Raw genomic sequence first — 22,595 nt, 5'->3', positions numbered from 1 at the left:
ATACCAATGAGAACATTAAAATATAACATCGGATTGGGGCTTATGCTTCTGTTTATAGGGTTGTTTTCAGCTTGTAAACAGGACGTTGAAAGCGCTCTTGATCTAAATGCTGACGTGGACATCTTGTCTTTTAAAGTTGGTACGGCCATAGGGACGATAGATCAGCAGAAAGGCAGCATCAGTGTGTTGGTACCAGCAGGAACAGATCTATCAGCGCTTGCTCCTGTAATTGAATTGCCGGGTGAAGCTAGGGTATCTCCGGCTTCGGGTCTGGTACAAAATTTTTCCTTTTCTTCCACGACACCAGTCACCTATCGTGTGTATAACGGTAATTTGTATAATACTTACCAGGTTACTGTCAAAGAAATAAAGGCGGAAATAACGGCTTTTCGTATCGGAAACCGATCAGGATTAATTGATCAGCAAAATAAGCAAATCAAAATTTATCTGCCCTTGGGAACAGACTTGAAAAGCCTCACACCATCTGTCGAGTTCACATCGGGAGCGAGCATTGCACCGGGACTGGGCGGATTTGTGAATCTGAGTTCCCCGGTAAAATATACGCTTACCTATATGGGGCAAACATTTCAATATATCGTAACGGCCATACTCGGCGAGGAACCAAAGCAGGTACTGACAATTTATAATGGTGAAACTGTTGTACCGCATTTTGATGGTTTGGGTGTAAGTGGGTTAGACTCACCTTATGCTAATCCAAAGACGAAAGGGGCCAATACCACACCTTTCTGTGCATCCTTTATCAGAGACGCTGAAACAGGTGCTGGCTGGCACGGTGGCGCATTATGGAATGCCAATAAGGTGAATATTAACCCTGCAGAGTACAACCGTTTCTCTATCATGGTATTGAAGGATGTGGAAGGAGATGTACAGCTGGAGACCCAATCGGATGGCGAACAGAATAAAGATTGGTTACGGGCAAGGTATGTGAAAGCACATGTCGGGGAATGGCAGGAATTGATCTTTGAGATTCCTGCTGGGAGAACAGCAACCATCAATAATATTCTTGTAATGCCCCATGAACATCCCAATGGACAGCCGGTGGTTTTCCCGACCCAGCGGATGTATTGGGACGAGTTGAAGGCATTGCCAAAAGAATAGCCGGAGTAAATAATTGGAATATGGTTTTATTAGGAGATTTTAAATGAAAACTAACTTGTATTTATTTCCAGCACTATGCTTTATAGCCTTGCTGACGAGCTGTAAAAGTGGGGATCAGACCCTGCCTGTCGACAAACCTGATGACCCTGCTTCAGTAGACCGATCCACCTCCTGTACCATGGTACAGGAGACAGGTCTGTTTCAGACTTTTTATAAGCCGCAGCAAGGGTTTGTCGGTGATCCAATGCCTTATTATAATGTCGATGACAAAAAGTACTATTTGTTCTATCTCTACGAAAATGCAAATCGCCACCCGATCTATGTTACCAAAACCAGCGATTATGCAACATTTGAAGGCTTTACGGAAATATTGCCCGCCGGTGCTGGCGGAAGTCAGGATGAATGGATTGGAACAGGCAGTTTTATGAAGAGAGGTCAGACCTATTACTGTTTTTATACTGGTCATAACGGTAACCTGAATCCGGCTGAAAAAGTGATGGTCGCAACATCGGCAGACTTGCTGAACTGGATGAAACAGCCTGGTGGGACAATACAGGCCAGTGTAGGCTATGATCAGAATAATTTTCGGGATCCACATGTATACTGGGACGAAAGTCGCGGTAGTTATGTGATGCTGGTCACGACCCGTAAGGATGGCAAAGGGGCGATAGCACGGTATGTATCCACAGATCTGAACAGCTGGTCTATTATAGATCCTCTGTTAGCGACTGCAGCACCCGCAGTGGGTAAACATGAGATTGAAACGGATGCTGAAATATTGGAATGTCCCGATATCTTTAAAATGGGCAGTAAATGGTATTTAACATTTTCACGGATTAATAGGGATGAGCACAGGAAGACTTTTTATCGAATTGCTGATTCGCCGGATGGTCCCTGGAGGATCTGTCGTGATGCAGATGGTCATCATGAAACTTTCGATGGTTTATTTCTGTATGCTGGAAAGACGGCTACGGATGGAACGACACGCTATCTTTCAGGTTGGTGTTCAACAGGTCAGACGGTGAACAGCAACAATGAATTACCTTGGTCAGGAAGTTTAATCTCGCATAAATTAGTTCAGGGACCGACGGGGAGATTATATCCAACCATTCCTGCTGCAATAAACAATAAGTTTAATAAAGAACTGGCTTTTGAAAAGCTGAATGCCGTTGGAAATGTTTCCGAAAATAATAAAACATATAGTATTACTGCACAGTCTGGCGCCAGAAGTTATGCAAGATTCAACCGCAATACTGCTAGCGTTAAAATGTCGCTGACCATAGATGCTTCGCAATCAGATTATTTCGGTTTCTCTTTTGGTGCCTGTGACGATCCTTCGGAGCTGTATAGTATTGCCTTTGATCTGACGTCTTCAAACCGTTGGGGTATGCCTGCATTATTTATGAATCGTGAAACGGGTCTCGGTGGAATAGCCGGTAAAACAGAACTTAATTTTACGCCGTTGATTGTCCCCGCCAATAAGGTCTTTGATGTGAAAATTGTAATCGAGAAATCGATCTGTGTGGTTTACGTAAATAATAACGTCGCTTTTACCAATCGGATCTATAAAATGGATCGGAACCCCTGGTCCATTTATGCCGATCAGGGTACGATAAAAGTCAATACAATGAAAGTCGAGAAATCATAAGAATTTTAGCTATTTTATTGGCTAAGGCACGGTGAGGATAATGTGATATAAAACTTAATAAGATATGAATAGAATAAAGAAATATGGAACCATCATGCTCTTTGCGAGTTTGTTGAGTTCGGCTTTTGCTCAAGTAGGACAGCGAGACATAAATGAGCCTGTTGAAAAATACCGGCCGATCTACCATTTTACCCCCAAGCAGGGCTGGATGAATGATCCCAATGGAATGGTGTATCTTAATGGAAATTACCATCTCTTTTTTCAGCATAACCCCGAAAAATCTGTTTGGGGTCCCATGCACTGGGGACATGCTATTAGTAGGGATCTGATTCATTGGGACGAACAAAAAATTGCTTTGTATCCCGATAGTTTGGGGACGATCTTTTCGGGAAGTGCAGTGATTGATAAGAATAATACCGCTGGGTTTGGAAAAGGGGCTATGGTCGCTATTTTTACGCATCACAACCATCAGGAGGAAGACCGAAAAACAGGTCTGCACCAAAATCAGAGTTTGGCCTATAGCCTGGATCAGGGAGCAACCTGGACCAAATATAAAGGTAACCCAGTATTGCCAAATCCAGGAATCTGGGATTTTCGGGATCCAAAGGTGATGTGGTTCGAAAAAACAAAAAGCTGGATTATGACTTTAGCGACCAAAGATTGCATCACCTTTTATTCATCCAAAGACTTAAAAGAGTGGAAAAAGGAGAGTGAATTTGGTAAGGAAGTGGGAGCACATGGTGGAGTCTGGGAATGTCCTGACCTGATTCCAATGAAATATAACGGTGAAACCAAATGGGTATTATTGGTCAGCATCAATCCGGGAGGCCCCAATGGTGGTTCGGTAACACAATATTTTGTAGGTGATTTCGATGGACATCAATTTCAGCCCGCAGATACATCAGTCAAATGGTTAGATTGGGGGCCGGATAACTACGCTGGTGTAACCTGGAGCAATTTAGGAGAACGGCACCTGATGATCGGTTGGATGAGCAACTGGCAATATGCCAATGTGGTACCAACGACGCGCTGGCGCTCATCTTCAACAATCCCACGTGAATTAGCTTTGCAAAAAGTAGATCAAAAATATTATGTAGGCAGCACAGCAGCACCCGAGGTGGCTAAAGCATTTCAGTCTGTAAAAAAATATCAGGCAAATCAATCAAAAGAGCTAACGGTGCAAGAGCAGCTGCCACAAGCATTTCGATTGGAGATCAATAAGCTAAAAGTACAGAATTTTAAACTTATTTTGTCTAATGCTGTTGGAAATAAGTTGGTTGTTGGTTATGACAAAGATCAGGACGCCTATTATATTGATCGTTCAAAATCTGGGGAAATTGCTTTCAATGCAGATTTCCCAAAAAGAAGCATAGCGGGGCGACTATCCAATAGCGAATCATTATCATTAAGCCTATATATTGATGTCAGTTCCGTAGAGCTCTTTGCTGATAATGGATTAACCGCAATGACCAGCTTGTTTTTTCCGGAGGAACCAATGACTCGGATACGTATTGTGGGCGATAATAACTTAGTATTTCGAGATGTAAACATTGCCACATTCAGGGACAAATAAACCATTTACACATAAAACAAACGGGCCTTTTTCTTTAAAAGGCCCGTTTGTTTTATGCCCTAAGCTGATCACAATCAGGTTACTATCACATTGTAAAATAAATACCTGATTAGCTAGAATAATTTTAAAGACTAGCTTCGATTTGATATATTTAACAGTTGTTTTGCGGGATGACAATTACTAGACCTAATTTGTAACGCCAATTTACTTTTTAGCGAAGGCTCTTTTGCGATGAACTTTTATGTATAACACAATATAATAATGACACTTAATTTTTTTAAATGGAAATGCGCAGCGGTAGTGGGAATGCTTTTGTGTATGACCGAGGGATCATTTGCCCAGACAAAATCAATACCTTATGAAGGTGTGCCCGGATGGACCGAAAGCCAGAATAAACGGATGGAATGGTTTAGAGAGGCACGTTTTGGTCTTTTTATCCACTGGGGACTGTACAGTGCCGCTGGAGGTAGTTTTGAGGGAAAGCAATATCCGCAACATTACGCTGAATGGATCCAGACCTGGGGGAAAATCCCCAGCAAGCAGTACGCTGCCGTGCTGAAACCAAAGTTCACCTTACGTTCGTTTGAACCTAAAGCCTGGGCACGTCTGGCTAAAAAAGCAGGAATGAAATATATGGTATTGACTTCCAGACATCATGAAGGTTTTAGCCTATTTAATAGCCAGCAGCCGTACGCCTTAAAAAATGACATTACAGGAAGTGCCAACTTATCCCCCAAAGGCCGGGATTTATATAAAGAGATCATGACTGCATTTCGTCAGGAAGGATTGAAAGTAGGTGCTTATTATTCATTGCTCGACTGGCAGCATCCAGATTCCTATGAGGCTTTTAATTTAAATCCGAATCCCGATAACCACCAGCCTGACCATAACCGCTATAAGGAATACCTCTATGGACAGGTTAAAGAACTTGCGCAGAATTACGGCCCATTGGATATGCTCTGGCCTGACTTTAGCAGCAAACAGCACCAAGGTGAGGCTTGGGGAACAAAACGCATGTTGACAGATCTGATCAAATGGCAGCCCAATATCATTATCAACAATCGGTTTTGGGATGGGTTAGAAAACAAAAATGGTGATATTGGAACCCCTGAAAAATATATTCCACCAACAGGACTTCCGGGCATGGATTGGGAAGTCAGCCATACCATGAACGAAAGTTATGGCTATAGTGCTCATGATCAAAATTGGAAGAGCTTTCCTAAAATCATGCAATTATTTGTGGAAACGGTAAGCAAAGGTGGTAATTTTCTGCTCAATGTAGGACCGGATGGGGATGGAGCGATTCCCGCACCAGCGATTAAAATTATGGAGCGTATAGGTGATTGGATGCAGGTCAATAAGGAGGCGATTTACGGTACCACAGCAAGTCCTTTTCAGGCATTGGACTGGGGCTATTGTACGCAAAAGGCAGGTATATTGTATTTACATATATTTGATCGACCTGCCAGCGGAAAAATTGATCTACCGATCAAAAACAAAGTCACTGTCGCCTATGCGATGGCAAGCCCTAAAACCAAGCTAAAGGTTGCGGTAGATAAGGGAAGACCCGTGATTCCGGTTGATGTTTTCGACATTGAAAAAGGACCGAAAGTAATTGTTGTCAAAATTCAGGGTAAACCGGATGTGGAGGAAAATCTGACGCAGACTCAGGCGGATGGACGTATTGTGATGAATGCAAATAACGCAAAATTGCTAGATGGAAAAGGACTTAAAATTATCGGTGCGTCGACCCATGATCCCAATCGTCCAAATGCCATCGGACAATGGAAAGATAGCAATGACCGGATCTATTGGGACATCAAAATCCAAAAACCAGGTAAATACCGTGTATTGATTAGTTATTTGCCAAATGCAAAACATAAAGGTAAGGTGATACTTTCGGCACTTGGACAGCAGCTTCCATTTGCTTTTGCTGCAGAAAATGGAACAAGATTTAAAGAGATGGAACTGGGTACGGTAGAAGTTTCGCAGCAGGTTATCGGCGAGCCAAGTACCAGGGTTACGTTAGAGGCAGCGGCAATTGAAGGTGATATGTTACCAGAGATTGCATCGCTTACGTTGGTGCCGGTTCAGGAATAAGTTACTTGAATAAGTACAATTGTGCCGGTTGTTTTTAACAGTTGAGCCAGAGCAACCCCGGCAAATATATCTTGTCGGGGCTGTTTTGTCTTTTCCTATCAGCTTATCTGGAAAAAATACGCCTAATATACCAGAAATGGCTGCATGGAAAAAAGATGGGGCGTATTATAATCAACAAAGTAAGGAAACTGGAAAAGAAAATTTGTTATTCTGGAAAGATAATTGCTTTATTTGCATAACGCAATTATTAAGCGCTTAACAGCAGAGGGAACTACCACTATGTCTCAATTAACAATCGTTGATCTGGCCAAAAAACTAGGTTTATCAAAATCAACCGTTTCCCGTGCATTTCGGGACAATGTGGACATCAATCCCGCAACCAAGGCCCGTATCCTGGCAATGGCTGAAGAAATCGGCTTTTCACCCAACGTATATGCCAGCAGCCTTAAAGCGAATAAAAGCCTGACAATTGCAATCATCATTCCCGAATTTGGAAATAAGTTTTTCTCCCAGGCCATTAAGGGTATCGAAGCTGTGGCGAGGTCAAAAGGGTATCATACCTTGATCTATGTGACGGATCATCAGGTACAAAATGAAGCATCGATTGTCCGTTCCTTGGTCAATGGTCGCGTGGATGGGGTTATTATCTCGGCATCAGGGGAGGGGAAAGATCATTCCCACATCCAATTGCTCGAAGAACGGGGGATTCCGGTCATGTTTTTTGATCGGACCTATGACGATTGGAAGGGGGGGTATATCACGGGAAATGACCAGGATTCGGCTTATGAGGCGACGAAACATCTGATTGAAAACGACTGCAAAAGAATAGCATACCTAGCAATAAATCCCCATATATCTATTGGTAAAGTGCGTAAGGAAGGCTACGAGAAAGCCCTAACTGAAGCTGGACTACGTATTGATCCCAAATTGATCCTCGATACCGTCAACGATGCCGAACAGAATATGAAGGATATCGCAAAGCTCATCGAAACGGAAAAACCCGATGCTATATTTGCTGCTGTCGAACGTTTGGCAATCTCGAGTATCCGGGTTGCAAAGCAATTAAATATACGGATTCCGGAACAGCTGAAAATAATCTGTTTTTCTTGTCTCGATATTGCGGACCTAATCGATCCGGCTCTCAGTGTCGTCAAACAGCCCGCGTTCGAAATGGGAGAATTAGTGACAAAACTACTGTTGGAGAAGATGGATGACCCCGATAATGAAAAGTTTGCTAATTCGGTTTATCTTGATTCCCAGCTTATTTTTCAAGAATCCAGCCAGAAATAAGTAAAAAAATATTTGTTTTTAATATACCCAATACTTAGCTTTGATTCACTCCGGGAACATTCCCGAAGAATTTAAATAATCAATTTTTGTAAAACATTGGAAGGGAACTAATAGGCAAATCGCAACTGGCGATTTCTTTTTTCCTTAGTTTCGGGAACGTTCCCAAAACAAACCAAGCAAAGCTAATTATCGATGGGCAAGCATATAATTCATTACCTCGGGTGTCTTTGGATACTCATCCTGTTGTCTTCTTGCGCCAACAAAAAGGATATCGTTGATCCAGAACAACCGCCTATCACCGAGCTGGATGCTACTGGTTTGGTATATGCTTCTTCGCCCTTTATCTTTTGGGATAAGGAAATTACACTGCAATTTGATTTTTCGAAAGGTAACGGAGCCTTAAAAGCAAGTGCTGCCGATCTTTACATGCATGCCGGATTGATTGCTACCACCGGGGGAGACTGGCAACATGTGCTGACCGATTGGAATAAGAACGATAATACCTATAAACTGCAGTTTGTTTCGGCTGGTAGATATCGATTCACATTGAATCCGGCAACATTTTTTAAGCTCAACAACGGCACTGCTTTTGGTCAGATCGCGCTCCTGGTACGTAATGCGGATGGATCGTTGGTGCAACGCAACCGCGATGGTTCGGATTTATTTCTGCCACTGGCCGGGGAGCATGGCGCTATCCGCTTTCTTTCTCCGGTGGCGCAACCCACGAGCCCATTGTTGGCAGAAGATAACTATAATGTCGGCGATCTGTTAACGCTCAAAGTGCAAGGTAGTCAGCCCGGGACAATGACCTTATGGGATAACGGCGTGCAAATTGCCCTAGAAAACAACGTGTCTTTGCTAGAGAAAAAGCTAAGCCTGCAAATCGATGGCATGCATGAAATTGAAGCCCGGCTCCAAAGTAATGGTAAGGTTGTGAGCAGTAAAATGCAATTATTGGTACAGGCCAAACCTGCAATCGCTGCATTGCCAGCCGGAATCAATCCGAATGGTATTACAATTGACCGAACAAAAAAGCAGGTGAGTTTTGCGCTTACCGCACCCTTAAAAAAGAATGTATACCTATTAGGCGATTTTAACAGCTATAAGGCAACCTCGGCATATGCGATGAGCCAGACACCGGATGGAAAAACATGGTGGATAACCCTGTCGGATCTGGACTTTACAAAACCATATACCTATCAATTTCTGATCGATGGTCAGCAATATATAGCCGATCCCTATGCCGAATTGGTTCTCGACCCGCAAAACGATCCTGCATTAGGAACTAAAATCGCCAATCTGCCCTCGTATCCACAGGGGGGACGTGGAATCGTTGCGGTACTTGACCTTACTGCGAAACCTTATCCCTGGAAGGTAAGCTCTTTTGTTAAACCTGCCGCTGGGGATCTGCTGATTTATGAACTCCTGGTACGTGATTTTGTCAAGCAACATCAGTATGCAACGCTTAAGGATTCGTTGTCCTACCTAAAACGCTTAGGGGTCAATGCAGTTGAACTGATGCCTGTTCAAGAGTCTGAGGGCAATTCGACCTGGGGCTATAACCCCTCTTTTCATCGGGCGCTGGATAAGTACTATGGATCGAAGAATGACTTTAAGGCTTATATCGATGCCTGCCACGAAAATGGCATTGCCGTTATCCTGGACGTAGTATTTAATCATGCCTTTGGTCAGTCGCCAATGGTACAGCTATATGCCGAAAATGCAAACATTTCCAGCCATAATCCCTGGTTCAATATCATTGCCAGACATCCTTTTAACGTGGGATTTGATTTTAATCATGAGAGTGCCTACACGCAGGCCTTTGTAAAAGATATGTTGACCTATTGGTTGAAAGAATATAAGATCGATGGTTTTCGTTTTGATCTCTCGAAAGGTTTTACACAGAAAAATTCGGGCACATCGGAGACTGACCTGTCGGCTTGGAATGCCTATGATGCATCGCGTGTTGCGATTTTAAAGCAGTACCAACAGCATATCCATAACCTTGATCCGACTTGTTATGTAATTTTGGAACATCTCGGTGGTGAGCAGGAGGAAATGGAATTGGCGCAGTCCGGCATACTGCTCTGGAATAATATGAATGCTGTCTTTAACGAGGCTGCGATGGGTTGGAATAGCAACAACGGATCTGACCTTGGTCGTCTCTTTGCCAGCAGTCATGGCATGTCACAGCCTTCATTTGTCTCCTATATGGAAAGTCACGACGAACAACGCCTGTTGTTCAAATGCCTCAATTATGGAAATGCGTCAGGAAACTATAGCATAAAAAATTTAAATACGGCTTTAGCACGGATGGAGCAGGTGGCCCTATTCCTATTGACCGCTCCAGGTCCCAAGATGATCTGGCAGTTTGGCGAATACGGTTATGATATCTCCATCGATGAAAATGGGCGTACCGGGGAGAAACCGATCCTTTGGGATTATCTGAAACAGGACAAGCGTAAACAGCTTTTTGAGGTCTACGCAGCATTGACGCGTTTCAAAACAAAGAATAGCATTTTTCGTGATGGAATGCTCGTAGAATCGGGAACGAAAGAGGCCATGAAATATTTTCTGTTGGAGAAAGATGGGCAGCAAGTAGGGGTACTTGGCAATTTTGGCGTTACAAGCGCTGACTTTGCACTGCCAAAGTCTTTACGCTCTGTTTGGCAAAATAATTTTACAGGAAGCACCCTGGATTGGACCAATCAAACGAAAGCAAGTCTTCAGCCGGGAGAATATCTACTGGTCAGCAAAACTAAACTAAATAAATAAACAGTTATTTTATGAACAAACAGCTATTACGTCCATTTTGGGCCTTGAACATGTTACTCGGGGTGAGTGCTTCGGCATTCGCACAGCAGGCCACGCTTCAAGGGAAAGTAATGGACCAGAAAGGAACTTCCTTGAGTGGCGCAACGCTGCGCTTCGAGGATATTCAGCGATCGCTGTCTACCAATGCAAACGGGGATTTTAGCTTGGATAGATTGAAAGCGGGAAAATTGCGCCTGAAAGTCAGTATGGTAGGTTATGCTACACTCGATACCCTGATTCAGGTGCGAGAGGGCAGTAAGCCTTTAAATTTATACCTTAAATCGGATGCAAGCCAATTGGAAGAAGTGGTTGTGATCGGTTATGGTACGCAGAAAAAGAGTGAACTTACCGGTTCGATCAGCACAGTTACTTCCAAAGACTTTCAAAAAGGGCAGATTTCCTCGCCCGAACAATTGATCATGGGTAAGGTGCCGGGGGTACAGATCACCACAAGTGGTGGACAGCCGGGTGCAGGTAGTACTATCCGCATCCGTACAGGAGCCTCCCTGAATGCCAGCAATGATCCATTGATTGTGGTAGACGGTATTCCATTGGCCGGCGGATCGGTATCAGGTGTGGCCAATCCGTTAAGCTTGATCAACCCCAATGACATCGAGACATTTACCATCCTGAAAGATGCTAACGCTACAGCCATCTATGGTTCTCGTGCGTCTAATGGTGTTATCCTGATCACCACAAAAAAAGGGAGTCGATCGGGTACGCAAATCAATTTTTCTACACAAAACTCCTTGGCTACCGTGGGCAAAAAGGTAGATCTGCTGACTGCCGATCAGATTCGGGACTATGTCAATACAAATGGAACCGATGTCATGAAAAAGCTGCTGGGGACGGCCAATACCGATTGGCAGGATGTGATCTATGGCAATGCTTTTACCACGGATAACAACATCAATATCGCTTCCAAAGCAGGAAACATGCCTTACCGCATTTCGGCTGGATACATGAATCAGGACGGGGTGCTGAAAAATGATAACCTCAAACGTACAACAGCGGCGCTGGCCTTGACACCGAAATTTCTCGACAATCACCTTTCGTTGGATGTGAATGTACGCGGGACCTGGTCAAAGTCCAAATTTGCAACACAGGATGCCATCGGTTCGGCTATACAGTTCGATCCGACACAGCCCGTCTATGTGGACGATAAAAATAGCTTTGGTGGATATTATGAGTGGATACAAGGAGGAAAACCCAACCCCAATGCGCCCCGCAACCCGCTGGCCTTGCTGGAGCTTCGTAAAGATAAAGGGGATGTGTTCCGTAGTATCGGTAATGCAAAATTGGATTATAGTTTTCACTTCCTGCCGGAACTACATGCTAACTTAAATGTCGGCTACGATCTGGCCCGGTCCAAAGGGAATACATTGACACCGGCAATTGCAGCACGTAATTTTAATGAGGGCGGAGAACGCACGGAATATAAGACCGATATCAATAACAAAACCCTGGAGTTTTACCTAAAATACGATAAGGAGCTTTCTGCAATTAAAAGTAATATCGATGCAACATTGGGGTATGGCTATTATAAAAACAGCAGTAAAGTCTATAATTTCAACCGGACCAACGCTGAGGGGGATAGGATCTTAAATGAACCAACGCGGGCCTTTGACAAACCCGAAAATTTGCTGATATCCTACTATGGTCGTTTGATTTATTCATTTGACAACCGTTATATCCTTTCAGGAACCCTACGTATTGATGGCTCTTCGCGGTTTGACCAACAAAATAATAATGCTTGGGGCTATTTCCCATCTGTAGGCTTTACCTGGCGTGCCAAAAACGAAAGCTTCTTAAAACAGCTGGATGCCGTATCGGATCTGAAGGTTCGCCTGAGTTATGGACAAACCGGACAGCAAGATGGTATTGCTAATTATTCCTACATGCCTAATTATTCCATCAGTGGTAATGAATCCATGTACCGTTTCGGTGATACCTATTATTACCTGAATTCACCTTTAGTTTACGACCGCGATATTCGTTGGGAAAGTACTACAACCTATAATGCAGGTATCGACTTTGGTTTTCAGGATAACAGATTCTATGGAAGTATAGATTACTATTCGAAAAAGACTAAAGACTTATTGAGCACTATTCCAATTCCGGTGGGATCTAATTTTAGTAATTTCCTATTGACCAATATCGGTAATATGGAAAATCAGGGCTTGGAGTTTAACCTTCACTATATTCCCTTAAAAACAGAGCGTTCTTCGTTGGATCTGGGTTTCAATTTTACCTACAACAAAAGCAAGGTGACTAACCTGACGCAAAGCGATGATCCAGGTTTTATAGTGGAGACAGGTGGTATCCGCGGTGGAACAGGCGGGAATATTCAGGCACATAAGGTGGATTTTATGCCCAATAGTTTCAATGTTTTCCAGCAGGTGTATGATGAGCAGGGGCATCCGGTAGAAGGCGTTTACGTCGATCGTAATGGCGATGGTGTGATTAGTGATAATGATCGGTATTTATATAAATCTCCATTGCCTAAATATCTTTTAGGTTTTACGGCAGCCTACAGTTACAAAAAATGGTCAGCATCCACGGTGTTGCGTGCAAATCTGGATAACTATGTGTACGACAATGTTTCCTCTAATCTGGGAAGTGGTGCCAACATAAATGATCAGGCAGTTTTGGTCGTTAACAACGCACCAGTGGACTTTCTAAATACCAATTTTCTCCTCAAACAGCTACAAAGTGATTATTACATCAAGAATGCTTCTTTCTTAAAGATGGATAATATCAATTTAAGCTACAATCTAGGAAAATTTATACGGAATAGTAAGGCGTCTATGTCGATTTCAGCAACCGTACAGAATGTATTTACCATCAGCAAATATAAAGGCGTTGACCCCGAGATTTCGAATGGAATAGATGACCGTTTCTATCCTAGACCACGTACCTATGTATTAGGTGTAAATGTGAATTTTTAAATGAATAACAATGAAAAGTTTAAATAAATATATAGGCGTCTGTTTACTGACCATTGCTTTGAGCAGCTGCCATAAGGATCTGGATCTAAAACCGACCAATGATATTACAGCGGATGTTGCCTACCAGGATTTTAAGGGTTATACTTCATCCTTTGCCAGATTATATGGCTCATTGGTACTGACGAGTACCTCGGGGCCAAACAATTCGGATCTAGGTGGCCTGGATGCCGGAACCTCGGATTTTTTACGCCTTTTTTGGAACGCGCAGGAACTCACCACCGATGAGGCTGCATGTGCATGGCTTAACGACCCTGGCATCAGCGGTCTGGACTATCTCAATTTTGACGATAGCAATCCTATGCTCCGTGGACTCTACACCCGTTGCATCTATAGCGCAACCTTGGTCAATGAGTTTTTAAGAGAAAGTACCGATGCCAAATTAAGCGCGCGGGGAATTTCGGATGCTGATAAAGCTGAAATAGCTTATTATCGCGCCGAAGCAAGATTCTTACGCGCATACAACTATTGGGTATTACTTGATTTGTTCGGAAATCCACCATTTGTGACCGAAGAAACGCCTGTAGGTAAGGTGGCTCCTCCCCAGATTAAAAGACCAGCGCTTTTCGCTTATGTGGAGAAAGAACTGTTGGAAGTAGCAGGACAACTAAAGGGGCCTAAACAGAATGTATATGGTCGGGTGGATCAGGTCGCAGCATGGGGATTGCTGGCTCGTTTGTATCTCAATGCCGAAGTATACCTAGGCGCCGGGAATAAAAAATATACTGAAGCCATCACCTATTCGGAAAAAGTATTGAATTCGGCTTATCGTCTAGGGGCAAATTATCGTGAGCTTTTCTATGCTGATAATGATAAGAACAACCCTGAGTTTATTTTCTATCTACCTTATGATGGGACCAAGACTCAGAGCAAGGGTGGAACAACTTACCTGATCAATGCAGCGATTGACGCAACAATGAATCCGACATCTTTTGGTGTACCGGGCGGAGGCTGGGCCGGTAATAGAACACGTGATAATATCGCAACTATTTTTGGGGACTATTCCGGAGCAACAGATAAGCGGGCAATGTTTCACTTGAATACAAGTGTTAAAATTGAAGATATTGCCGTCTATAAACAGGGGCTGGCAGTAACCAAATTCCGCAATGTAAACAAGGATGGTAAGACTGCTCCTCCGGCTGCCGAAGGCTTCGTTGCATCCGTAGATTTCCCATTGATCCGTCTGGCAGAAATGAACTTGATCTATGCCGAAGCAACTTTACGCGGTGGTTCTGGCGGTACTTTAGTAAAGGCATTGGACTATATTAACAAATTACGTGTACGTGCCTATGGTAACAATACGGGCAACTTGACAAACCTTTCGTTGGACGATATTCTCAACGAGCGTGTGAAGGAACTCTACTGGGAAGGATTTAGACGTTCGGATCTGATCCGTTATGGCAAATTTACCGGGGATAGTTACCTCTGGCCTTTTAAAGGGGGCGTGCTTGGCGGTCAGGCAGTTGCAGGGTATAGATCGTTGTTTCCGTTGCCTGCTTCGGATATTATAGCGAATTCGAATCTAGTACAGAATCCTGGCTACAATTAACCGGATGATCAAACTTTGATCCCACAGCTTCTATCGTTGCGATAGAAGGATTAAAGTCTGGGTAGAAGGGTTTGTTTAAGTGATTAATAAATAGATGTTTAGAAATGAAAATAATACATTATATAGGATTGGTGCTACTGCTATTGGCGACTTTCCAGAGTTGTAAAAAAGACGAAACACAAGCAAGATTGGCGAGTACCGACGCTGTAAAACCGGCGACTTTAACGCTTGACAAGACGAATCTGACCTTGTCCAAAGCAAATGCGAATGATACGGTATTGCACCTTCGGATGATCCAACCTGACTTTGGTTTTCAGGCAGCGGTGACCAATGTGCTTCAATTTGGCCTTAAAGGAGACAACTTCAAAACGGTAAAGGAAGTCGTTATTCCAAATGGACGAAGCGCAATGGGATTCACAGGCTACGAATTGAATAGTTACTTGCTTTCTCTTGGCGTTCCTACAGGAACGGCTTCTGAATTTGATGTTCGGCTTAAGTCAAGTATCAATTCAAAAATTGCGGCGGTTTTTTCTGCTTTAGCTAGCCTTAAAGCTGTCCCTTATGCATCAACAAGCTATTTGTATGTGCCCGGCGCATACCAAGGCTGGGATCCGGCTACTGCTGAATCCATTGTCTCGCCGACGAGTAACGGCGTCTACACGGGCATTATTTCCTTCCCAGAGGCGAATTCGGAATTTAAGCTGACCACTGAACGTAATTGGGCAAATTCCTATGGGCAGACGGCAACGGGTAAAATTGCCTATAACAGCGGCGATAACATCAAAGCACCGCGCGCAGGCAACCTCGAAATTGAAGTCAATACAACAGCGAATACTATCATATTCAAAGACCATAGTTGGGGTGTCATCGGAAGTGCTACGCCAAAAGGATGGGATGCAGACACAGACATGAAATACGATAATGCCAACCAATTGTGGAAACTCAGGGTCAACTTAACAGCCGGCGCGATCAAGTTTCGCAAGAATCATGACTGGGGCACCAACTTCGGCGGTTCCAATGGAAATCTTGTCGCCGGTGGTGCCGATATCGCGGTAGCAAATGCGGGAACTTACGATATCGTCCTTGATCTCAATGCGAATACATACACTTTAACCAAGAAATGATGCCGACCATACTAAAAACAACGATACGACTTACCACAGGAATTGTGGCACTAACAGCGCTTGGATGGAGCCCCTTAAAGGGGCAATCCATTCAGCGGGTGGAACCCCTGAACTGGTGGGTAGGAATGGAAAACCCAACCTTGCAGCTTGTCGTCTATGGCCCTCAGATTGGGAAAAGTGAGGTACAGGTTGACAACAAAGGCATCGAACTCCTTCGGGTGAACCGGACAGAAAATCCCAATTACCTGTTTTTGGATGTGAAGATAACAGCGGCAGCTCAACCAGGCTGGTCTACCTTTACCTTTAGTCAGGGAAAGAAGAAGCTGACCTATCGCTATGAACTCAAAAAACGAGATCAACGTGTCAAAGCACAGGGAGTGACCAGCGAAGACTTGATCTACCTGATTATGCCCGACCGTTTTGCGAATGGCAATAAGGTAAATGATCAGGTAAAGGGGATGTTGGATATGAGCTTGAACCGGGATTCCATGTATTTAAGGCATGGTGGAGATCTCGAAGGCGTAATCAGTAAACTGGATTATCTTCAGGATCTGGGGGTGACCTCGGTCTGGATGACGCCCGTATTGACCAACGATATGCCCTTAGCTTCCTATCATGGTTATGCAAATACCGAGACCTATCATGTTGATCCACGTTTTGGAAGCAATGATACCTATGTCCAATTGGGCGAGCAGTTGCATAAACGCCGGATGAAACTGATTTTTGATGTCGTACCCAATCATATCGGCAGTTACCATTGGACGGTGAAAGACAAACCCATGGCGGATTGGCTTAATGAATGGCCGGAATATACCCAGACCTCTTACAAGGATCAGACTGTTTTCGATCCTTATGCCTCTGCGGCGGATAAAAAGAAAATGGTCAAAGGCTGGTTTGTACCGACGATGCCGGACATGAACCAACAGAACCCGTATGTACAGAACTATTTGACGCAAAGTCATATCTGGTGGATAGAGACAGCAGCCATCGACGGATTTCGTATTGATACCTATCCTTACAACGATCTGGATTTTATGGGAAAATGGACCGACCGCATTCAAAAGGAGTATCCAAACTTTACTTTTTTTGGTGAAACATGGGTACACGGGGTCGCAAACCAAGCTTATTTTCTAGGCGGGAAGCGTGTGGGACAGGCGGTTGATTCGAAGCTGATGGGGGTAACGGATTTTCAGCTGAATTATGCGATTGGGGATGCGCTCAATCAAAAGAGCGAATGGACAGCAGGAGCAAATAAACTTTACACCACGTTGGCCTCAGACTACCAATACCCACAACCGCAACAGAATGTTATCTTTTTGGACAATCACGATAAGGATCGCTTTTTCTCGGTCGTAGGCGAAAATGTACAAAAATATAAATCGGCTATGGCTTGGCTGCTGACGACAAGGGGGATCCCCCAATTGTATTATGGAGCAGAGATCCTAATGAAGAACTTTTCCAATCCGGATGGTCTGTTGCGCGAAGATTTTCAGGGTGGTTTTGCTGGCGACAAGAAGGATAAATTCACCGTCGCAGGCCGGACAGAAGCCGAGCAGGAGATGTGGTCTTTTGTCCGCACCCTCGCCAACTACCGCAAGCAGCATCCTGTCCTGCAATCAGGAAAAACGATGCAGTATGTGCCGGAGGATGGTGTATACGTCTATTTCCGCTATAATGATCAGCAAACTGTAATGGTTGTGATGAACTGCAACGATCAGGAAAAGGAAGTGAAGCTCGACCGCTTCGCTGAACGGAATGCAAAAGCAACAGGTTATGTGGACGTCATCAGTCAACAGGCACTGAAACCAACTGATCATAAAATCAAACTGGCGGCTTACGAGACGAAAGTACTTGACCTAAAATTTTAATACAACGCGATATTTTAAATTTCATTTTTTCAATGATTAATTATACTACTGTAAAAGCCGTAATATTTGATTTGGACGGTGTGTTGGTGGATACGGCAATCTACCACTTTCAAGCCTGGCATAGACTGGCTACGAGTCTGGGCTATTCCTTCTCTGTGGCGGATAATGAGCAACTGAAAGGTGTGAGCAGGGTGGAATCGCTGGAACTTATTTTGAAATGGGCCGGATTGGAAAAATCCGAACAGGAAAAAGAGCAGTTGCTGGTTCAGAAGAATCAGTGGTACCTGGCTCTTATCGAGCAGCTCAATCCTGAACAGCTGCTTCCCGGTAGCCTCGACCTGCTCAATAAGCTTCGCGAAAAGCATATTTTGATCGCATTGGGATCGGCCAGCAAAAATGCATTGAACATCCTTCAGAAAACTGGGATTGTGGATTATTTCGATGCATTGATTGACGGGAATGTCGTCAGCGCATCTAAGCCGGATCCGGAAGTATTTCTTAAAGGAGCAGCGGCTTTGGGGGTGGCACCTCCGTATTGTCTGGTACTTGAAGATGCCCAAGCGGGCATTGATGCCGCTAAGGCTGCCAATATGCAGGTTATTGGTGTTGGAGAGGCCGATAACCTAAAAGGAGCGGATGACATCGTGGCCAATTTAGGCGCATTAGTCGATAAATTTTAAATTATAGTAGCAATTAACGTATGAAAACATATATCAAGCATGATCCTTGGCAAATTATTGAAGATGAGTTTAGACCTGATCATAACGAATTTTCGGAAAGTATTTTTTCCATTGGTAATGGACGCATGGGACAACGGGCCAATTTTGAAGAACAGTTTAGTGGAAGAACGTTACAGGGCTCTTATCTGGCAGGCATTTACTATCCAGATAAAACCCGTGTGGGATGGTGGAAAAACGGTTACCCCGAATATTTTGCCAAGGTAATCAACTCTTTCAACTGGATCGGACTGACAATCATGATCGATGGTCAGCCACTGGATCTGGCAAAGGTTAAGGTAAAATCATTTGAACGCCGCTTGGATATGCAACGGGGTGTTTTGCAGCGTAGTTTTGTTGCGGTGATGCCCGACGGAACAGAAGTGAAGGTGGAGGCCAGTCGTATGTATCATCTTTTTGCTTCTGAAACGGCATCCTTACAATATACTATCCAAGCATTGACAGCTGATGTTGCGATCGAGCTAATTTCGTTTTTGGATGCAGAGGTCGTCAATCGGGACAGCAACTACGATGAGAAGTTTTGGGAGCCCTTGGCGCAGGGGGAACGGGGAGACAACCTGTTTGTCTGCTCACGGACAAAGAAAACGGGCTTTGAAGTCTGCGCGGAGCTCCAAACGCGGGTTACAGGAGCGGATGGCATCATTAGCGCAGGGGATAGCATTTCGGAAAATGGTTGTGTAGGACAACAGTATCGCACGACAGTAGCCAGATCGCAAACACTCTGCATTGAAAAAAGAGTAGCGATCGTAACATCGGAAAACCATGCGGCCGCAGGCTTGCAGGCAGTTGCGACAGCGCGCCTGGCGGAATTGGCCCCATTGCAGTTTGACCAATTGAAGGAAAAACAGGCCAAAGCTTGGCAGGCAATCTGGGCTGAAAGTGATATCGAGATCTTTGGTGATGTGGCTGCTCAGCAGGCCATCCGCTACAATATCTTTCAGCTTAACCAAACGTATACCGGTGAGGATGCCCGACTGAATATCGGGCCAAAAGGTTTCACGGGCGAGAAATACGGGGGGGTAACCTACTGGGATACCGAGGCGTATTGCATCCCTTTTTACCTGGCAACACAATCGCCAGAGATTGCACGAAACCTCTTGCTGTATCGCCATCAACAATTGGGCAAAGCAATTGAAAATGCAGAAAAATTGGGCTTTAGCAATGGCGCGGCCCTCTTCCCGATGGTGACCATCAATGGTGAAGAATGCCACAACGAATGGGAAATAACTTTTGAGGAAATACACCGCAATGGTGCCATTGCTTTTGCCATTTACAACTACGTCCGTTATACTGGGGACACGGGTTATATCTGGTCGCATGGATTGGATGTTTTGGTTGCCATCAGCAGGTTCTGGGCCCAACGCGTTAATTGGAGCACGGATAAACAGCAATATGTCATGTTGGGCGTAACCGGACCTAACGAATATGAGAATAACGTAAATAACAACTGGTACACCAACCGGATTGCATCCTGGTGTCTGGAATATACCCTGAACTGCTTGAGCGATGCTGAACGTGCTCATCCTGAATTCTTTAATGCGCTGTCTGACCGGCTGGGTGTAAGCGGTGAGGAACGTAATGGCTGGCAACATATCATCGATAACCTTTACTATCCCTATGATGAAAAACGGCAGATCTTTTTGCAACAGGACGGTTTCTTGGATAAAGAACTGATTGCAGTAGGGGACCTGGATCCTTCACAGCGCCCTATCAATCAGAAATGGAGCTGGGATCGCATCTTGCGGTCCTGTTATATTAAGCAGGCGGATGTGCTACAGGGCTTTTATTTTCTTGAGGAATGCTTTGATAACAATACCCTGCGGCGCCATTTCGAATTTTATGAACCGCTTACGGTACATGAAAGCTCGCTTTCTCCTTGTGTACACGCCATATTAGCGGCTAAGCTTGGTAAAACTGACAAGGCTTATGAGTTCTATTTACGGACATCGCGCCTGGATCTGGATGATTATAATAACGACACTGAAGATGGTCTGCATATCACCTCGATGGCCGGTACCTGGATGACGATTGTCGAAGGATTTGCCGGAATGCGTGTAAAAGAAGGAAAACTATATTTAAATCCTATGTTACCTACGGAATGGAAAGGGTATAAGTTCCGCGTGCTCTTTCGCGGTGCTATTCTATTGATCGAAGTACATGGCGATGGATATACAGTAGACAATATCAGCGATACAGGTGTTGATATACAGACTACGACTGACGCATTTACGTTGGCCGCGCGGAGCCGAAAAGAGGTGCCCCAGGTCGGATAGATTCGCATTTGCAAGAGTGGAAGGCTTCTGCACTTGCAAATCGCTGAAATGGTAATTAAATTGTATTTTGTCTTAAATTTTGATAGCTAATTATGGGGAATAAACCTCAATTAAGTATAAGCCAGGTCGTCAACATGAGTTTTGGATTTTTAGGAATACAAATGGGCTTTGCTTTACAGAATGGTAATGCTTCACGTATCCTTCAAACTTTTGGTGCTGATGTGGAGCATCTGTCGTTATTCTGGCTAGCGGCACCGATCACTGGCATGATCGTTCAACCCATTATTGGGCATTATAGCGATCGGACATGGACCCGTCTTGGACGTCGTCGCCCTTATATTCTGATCGGTGCACTACTGACCACATTGACCTTATTTCTCATGCCCAATGCTGCCTTGGTTGTGGCATTGCTTCCGCCTCTGTGGATAGGGGCTGGGCTATTAATGTTTATGGATGCCTCGATCAATGTAACGATGGAACCCTTTAGGGCGTTGATAGGTGATAATTTATCCAGTAGCCAACGTAGTCTCGGGTTTTCAGTACAGACCTTTCTCATTGGTATAGGGGCGGTTGTAGGATCACTATTGCCTTATATCCTGACCAATTATTTGGGGTTTGCCGGCACTGCAGAGCCAGGACATGTACCTAATAACGTGATTTATTCATTCTATATCGGTGGACTGGTTTTATTACTTTCAGTGTTATGGTCGGTGTTCAAAACGAAAGAATATAGTCCGGTGGAACTGAAATCATTTGCTAAAAATTCCATTGAGCCTGTGGAGAATGCTGCGGCTTTTGGATTAAGCACGATCATACGGGATATTAAAGTCATGCCGGCAGTGATGAGGAAATTGGGCTGGGTACAGTTTTTCTCCTGGTTTGCCCTATTCATGATGTGGGTATATACAACGCCGGCGATTGCAGAATCGGTGTTTTACTCGAAAGCTGGCAACCGTCAGGATCTCTATATGGAAGCCGCTAATTGGGTGGGGGTGCTATTTGGTATCTACAATGGTGTTTCGGCTATTTATGCGTTATTTATCCCCAGGATTGCTAAACGTTATGGCCGGAGTAAAACCCATGCTTTTGGCTTGATTGTCGGTGGGCTTTCGTTGATCTCGCTGTTCTTCATAAAAGACGCCAACATGCTTGTTTTACCCATGCTGGGGATCGGCATCGCCTGGGGCAGCATATTGGCTATGCCTTATGCCATTTTGAGCGATCATTTACCCGCCACAAAAATGGGTGTGTATATGGGGCTTTTTAACTTTTTTATCACGCTGCCGCAGATTGTCTGTGGATTTTTCGGAGGAATGATCATTAAATTTATCTTCCAGAGCCAATCCATCTATGGCTTATTGCTTGCCGGTGTATTTATGTTTTTGGCCGCATTTTTTGTTCCCAAAAGCCAGCACTAGATTTGAGGAACTGCATGTGGCCCAAAGATGGCCCATGCAGTTCTTTTTTTGACTTTCTCAGTAGTTATCCTTACCTG

Annotated in this window: 14 protein-coding genes; all 14 read left to right on the top strand. The window is 44.2% G+C overall.

Annotated features, from left to right (window positions below; all coding sequences use genetic code 11):
• Nucleotides 1-6: 6 nt before the first annotated feature.
• The 14 genes from LC454_RS22695 (at nucleotide 7) to LC454_RS22630 (ending at nucleotide 22,518) form a co-directional block, all read left to right on the top strand.
• Nucleotides 7-1,119 (top strand): hypothetical protein, encoded by a 1,113-nt coding sequence (locus LC454_RS22695; protein ID WP_223584731.1) that lies wholly within the window; start codon nucleotides 7-9, stop codon nucleotides 1,117-1,119.
• Nucleotides 1,120-1,162: 43 nt separating this feature from the next.
• Nucleotides 1,163-2,767: a glycoside hydrolase family 32 protein gene (locus tag LC454_RS22690; RefSeq protein WP_223584730.1), complete on the top strand. Its 1,605-nt coding sequence runs from the start codon at nucleotides 1,163-1,165 to the stop codon at nucleotides 2,765-2,767.
• A gap of 64 nt (nucleotides 2,768-2,831) precedes the next feature.
• On the top strand, nucleotides 2,832-4,340 hold the full coding sequence (locus tag LC454_RS22685; protein ID WP_223584729.1) for a glycoside hydrolase family 32 protein: 1,509 nt from the start codon (nucleotides 2,832-2,834) through the stop codon (nucleotides 4,338-4,340).
• A 261-nt stretch (nucleotides 4,341-4,601) separates the two neighbouring features.
• Complete coding sequence (locus tag LC454_RS22680) at nucleotides 4,602-6,440, top strand: alpha-L-fucosidase (protein ID WP_223584728.1); 1,839 nt, start codon at nucleotides 4,602-4,604, stop codon at nucleotides 6,438-6,440.
• A gap of 28 nt (nucleotides 6,441-6,468) precedes the next feature.
• Nucleotides 6,469-6,699, top strand: a complete 231-nt coding sequence (locus LC454_RS22675; RefSeq protein WP_223584727.1) for a hypothetical protein — start codon at nucleotides 6,469-6,471, stop codon at nucleotides 6,697-6,699.
• A gap of 20 nt (nucleotides 6,700-6,719) precedes the next feature.
• Nucleotides 6,720-7,730 (top strand): LacI family DNA-binding transcriptional regulator, encoded by a 1,011-nt coding sequence (locus LC454_RS22670; RefSeq protein WP_223584726.1) that lies wholly within the window; start codon nucleotides 6,720-6,722, stop codon nucleotides 7,728-7,730.
• A 192-nt stretch (nucleotides 7,731-7,922) separates the two neighbouring features.
• Nucleotides 7,923-10,505 (top strand): alpha-amylase family glycosyl hydrolase, encoded by a 2,583-nt coding sequence (locus LC454_RS22665; RefSeq protein ID WP_223584725.1) that lies wholly within the window; start codon nucleotides 7,923-7,925, stop codon nucleotides 10,503-10,505.
• Between the two features lie 11 nt (nucleotides 10,506-10,516).
• Nucleotides 10,517-13,492 (top strand): SusC/RagA family TonB-linked outer membrane protein, encoded by a 2,976-nt coding sequence (locus LC454_RS22660; RefSeq protein WP_223584724.1) that lies wholly within the window; start codon nucleotides 10,517-10,519, stop codon nucleotides 13,490-13,492.
• A gap of 10 nt (nucleotides 13,493-13,502) precedes the next feature.
• Nucleotides 13,503-15,098 carry a RagB/SusD family nutrient uptake outer membrane protein gene (locus tag LC454_RS22655; protein ID WP_223584723.1) on the top strand — a complete coding sequence of 532 codons (1,596 nt, stop codon included), beginning with the start codon at nucleotides 13,503-13,505 and terminating at the stop codon, nucleotides 15,096-15,098.
• A 104-nt stretch (nucleotides 15,099-15,202) separates the two neighbouring features.
• Entirely contained in the window at nucleotides 15,203-16,222 is a 1,020-nt protein-coding gene (locus LC454_RS22650; RefSeq protein WP_223584722.1) for a SusE domain-containing protein, read from the top strand.
• Nucleotides 16,219-18,090: a glycoside hydrolase family 13 protein gene (locus tag LC454_RS22645; protein ID WP_223584721.1), complete on the top strand. Its 1,872-nt coding sequence runs from the start codon at nucleotides 16,219-16,221 to the stop codon at nucleotides 18,088-18,090. The genes LC454_RS22650 and LC454_RS22645 overlap by 4 nt, the downstream gene beginning before the upstream one ends.
• Before the next feature lie 32 nt (nucleotides 18,091-18,122).
• Entirely contained in the window at nucleotides 18,123-18,770 is a 648-nt protein-coding gene (gene pgmB, locus LC454_RS22640) for a beta-phosphoglucomutase (protein ID WP_223584720.1), read from the top strand.
• Nucleotides 18,771-18,790: 20 nt separating this feature from the next.
• Nucleotides 18,791-21,100, top strand: a complete 2,310-nt coding sequence (locus tag LC454_RS22635) for a family 65 glycosyl hydrolase domain-containing protein (RefSeq protein ID WP_223584719.1) — start codon at nucleotides 18,791-18,793, stop codon at nucleotides 21,098-21,100.
• A gap of 92 nt (nucleotides 21,101-21,192) precedes the next feature.
• Nucleotides 21,193-22,518, top strand: a complete 1,326-nt coding sequence (locus LC454_RS22630) for an MFS transporter (RefSeq protein WP_223584718.1) — start codon at nucleotides 21,193-21,195, stop codon at nucleotides 22,516-22,518.
• Nucleotides 22,519-22,595: the final 77 nt, after the last annotated feature.

Origin of the sequence: Sphingobacterium sp. GVS05A, assembly GCF_019969845.1 — a bacterium.
GTDB lineage: Bacteria > Bacteroidota > Bacteroidia > Sphingobacteriales > Sphingobacteriaceae > Sphingobacterium.
The sequence above is the reverse complement of the archived record's forward strand: the minus strand, read 5'-3'. Positions and strand labels throughout refer to the sequence as shown.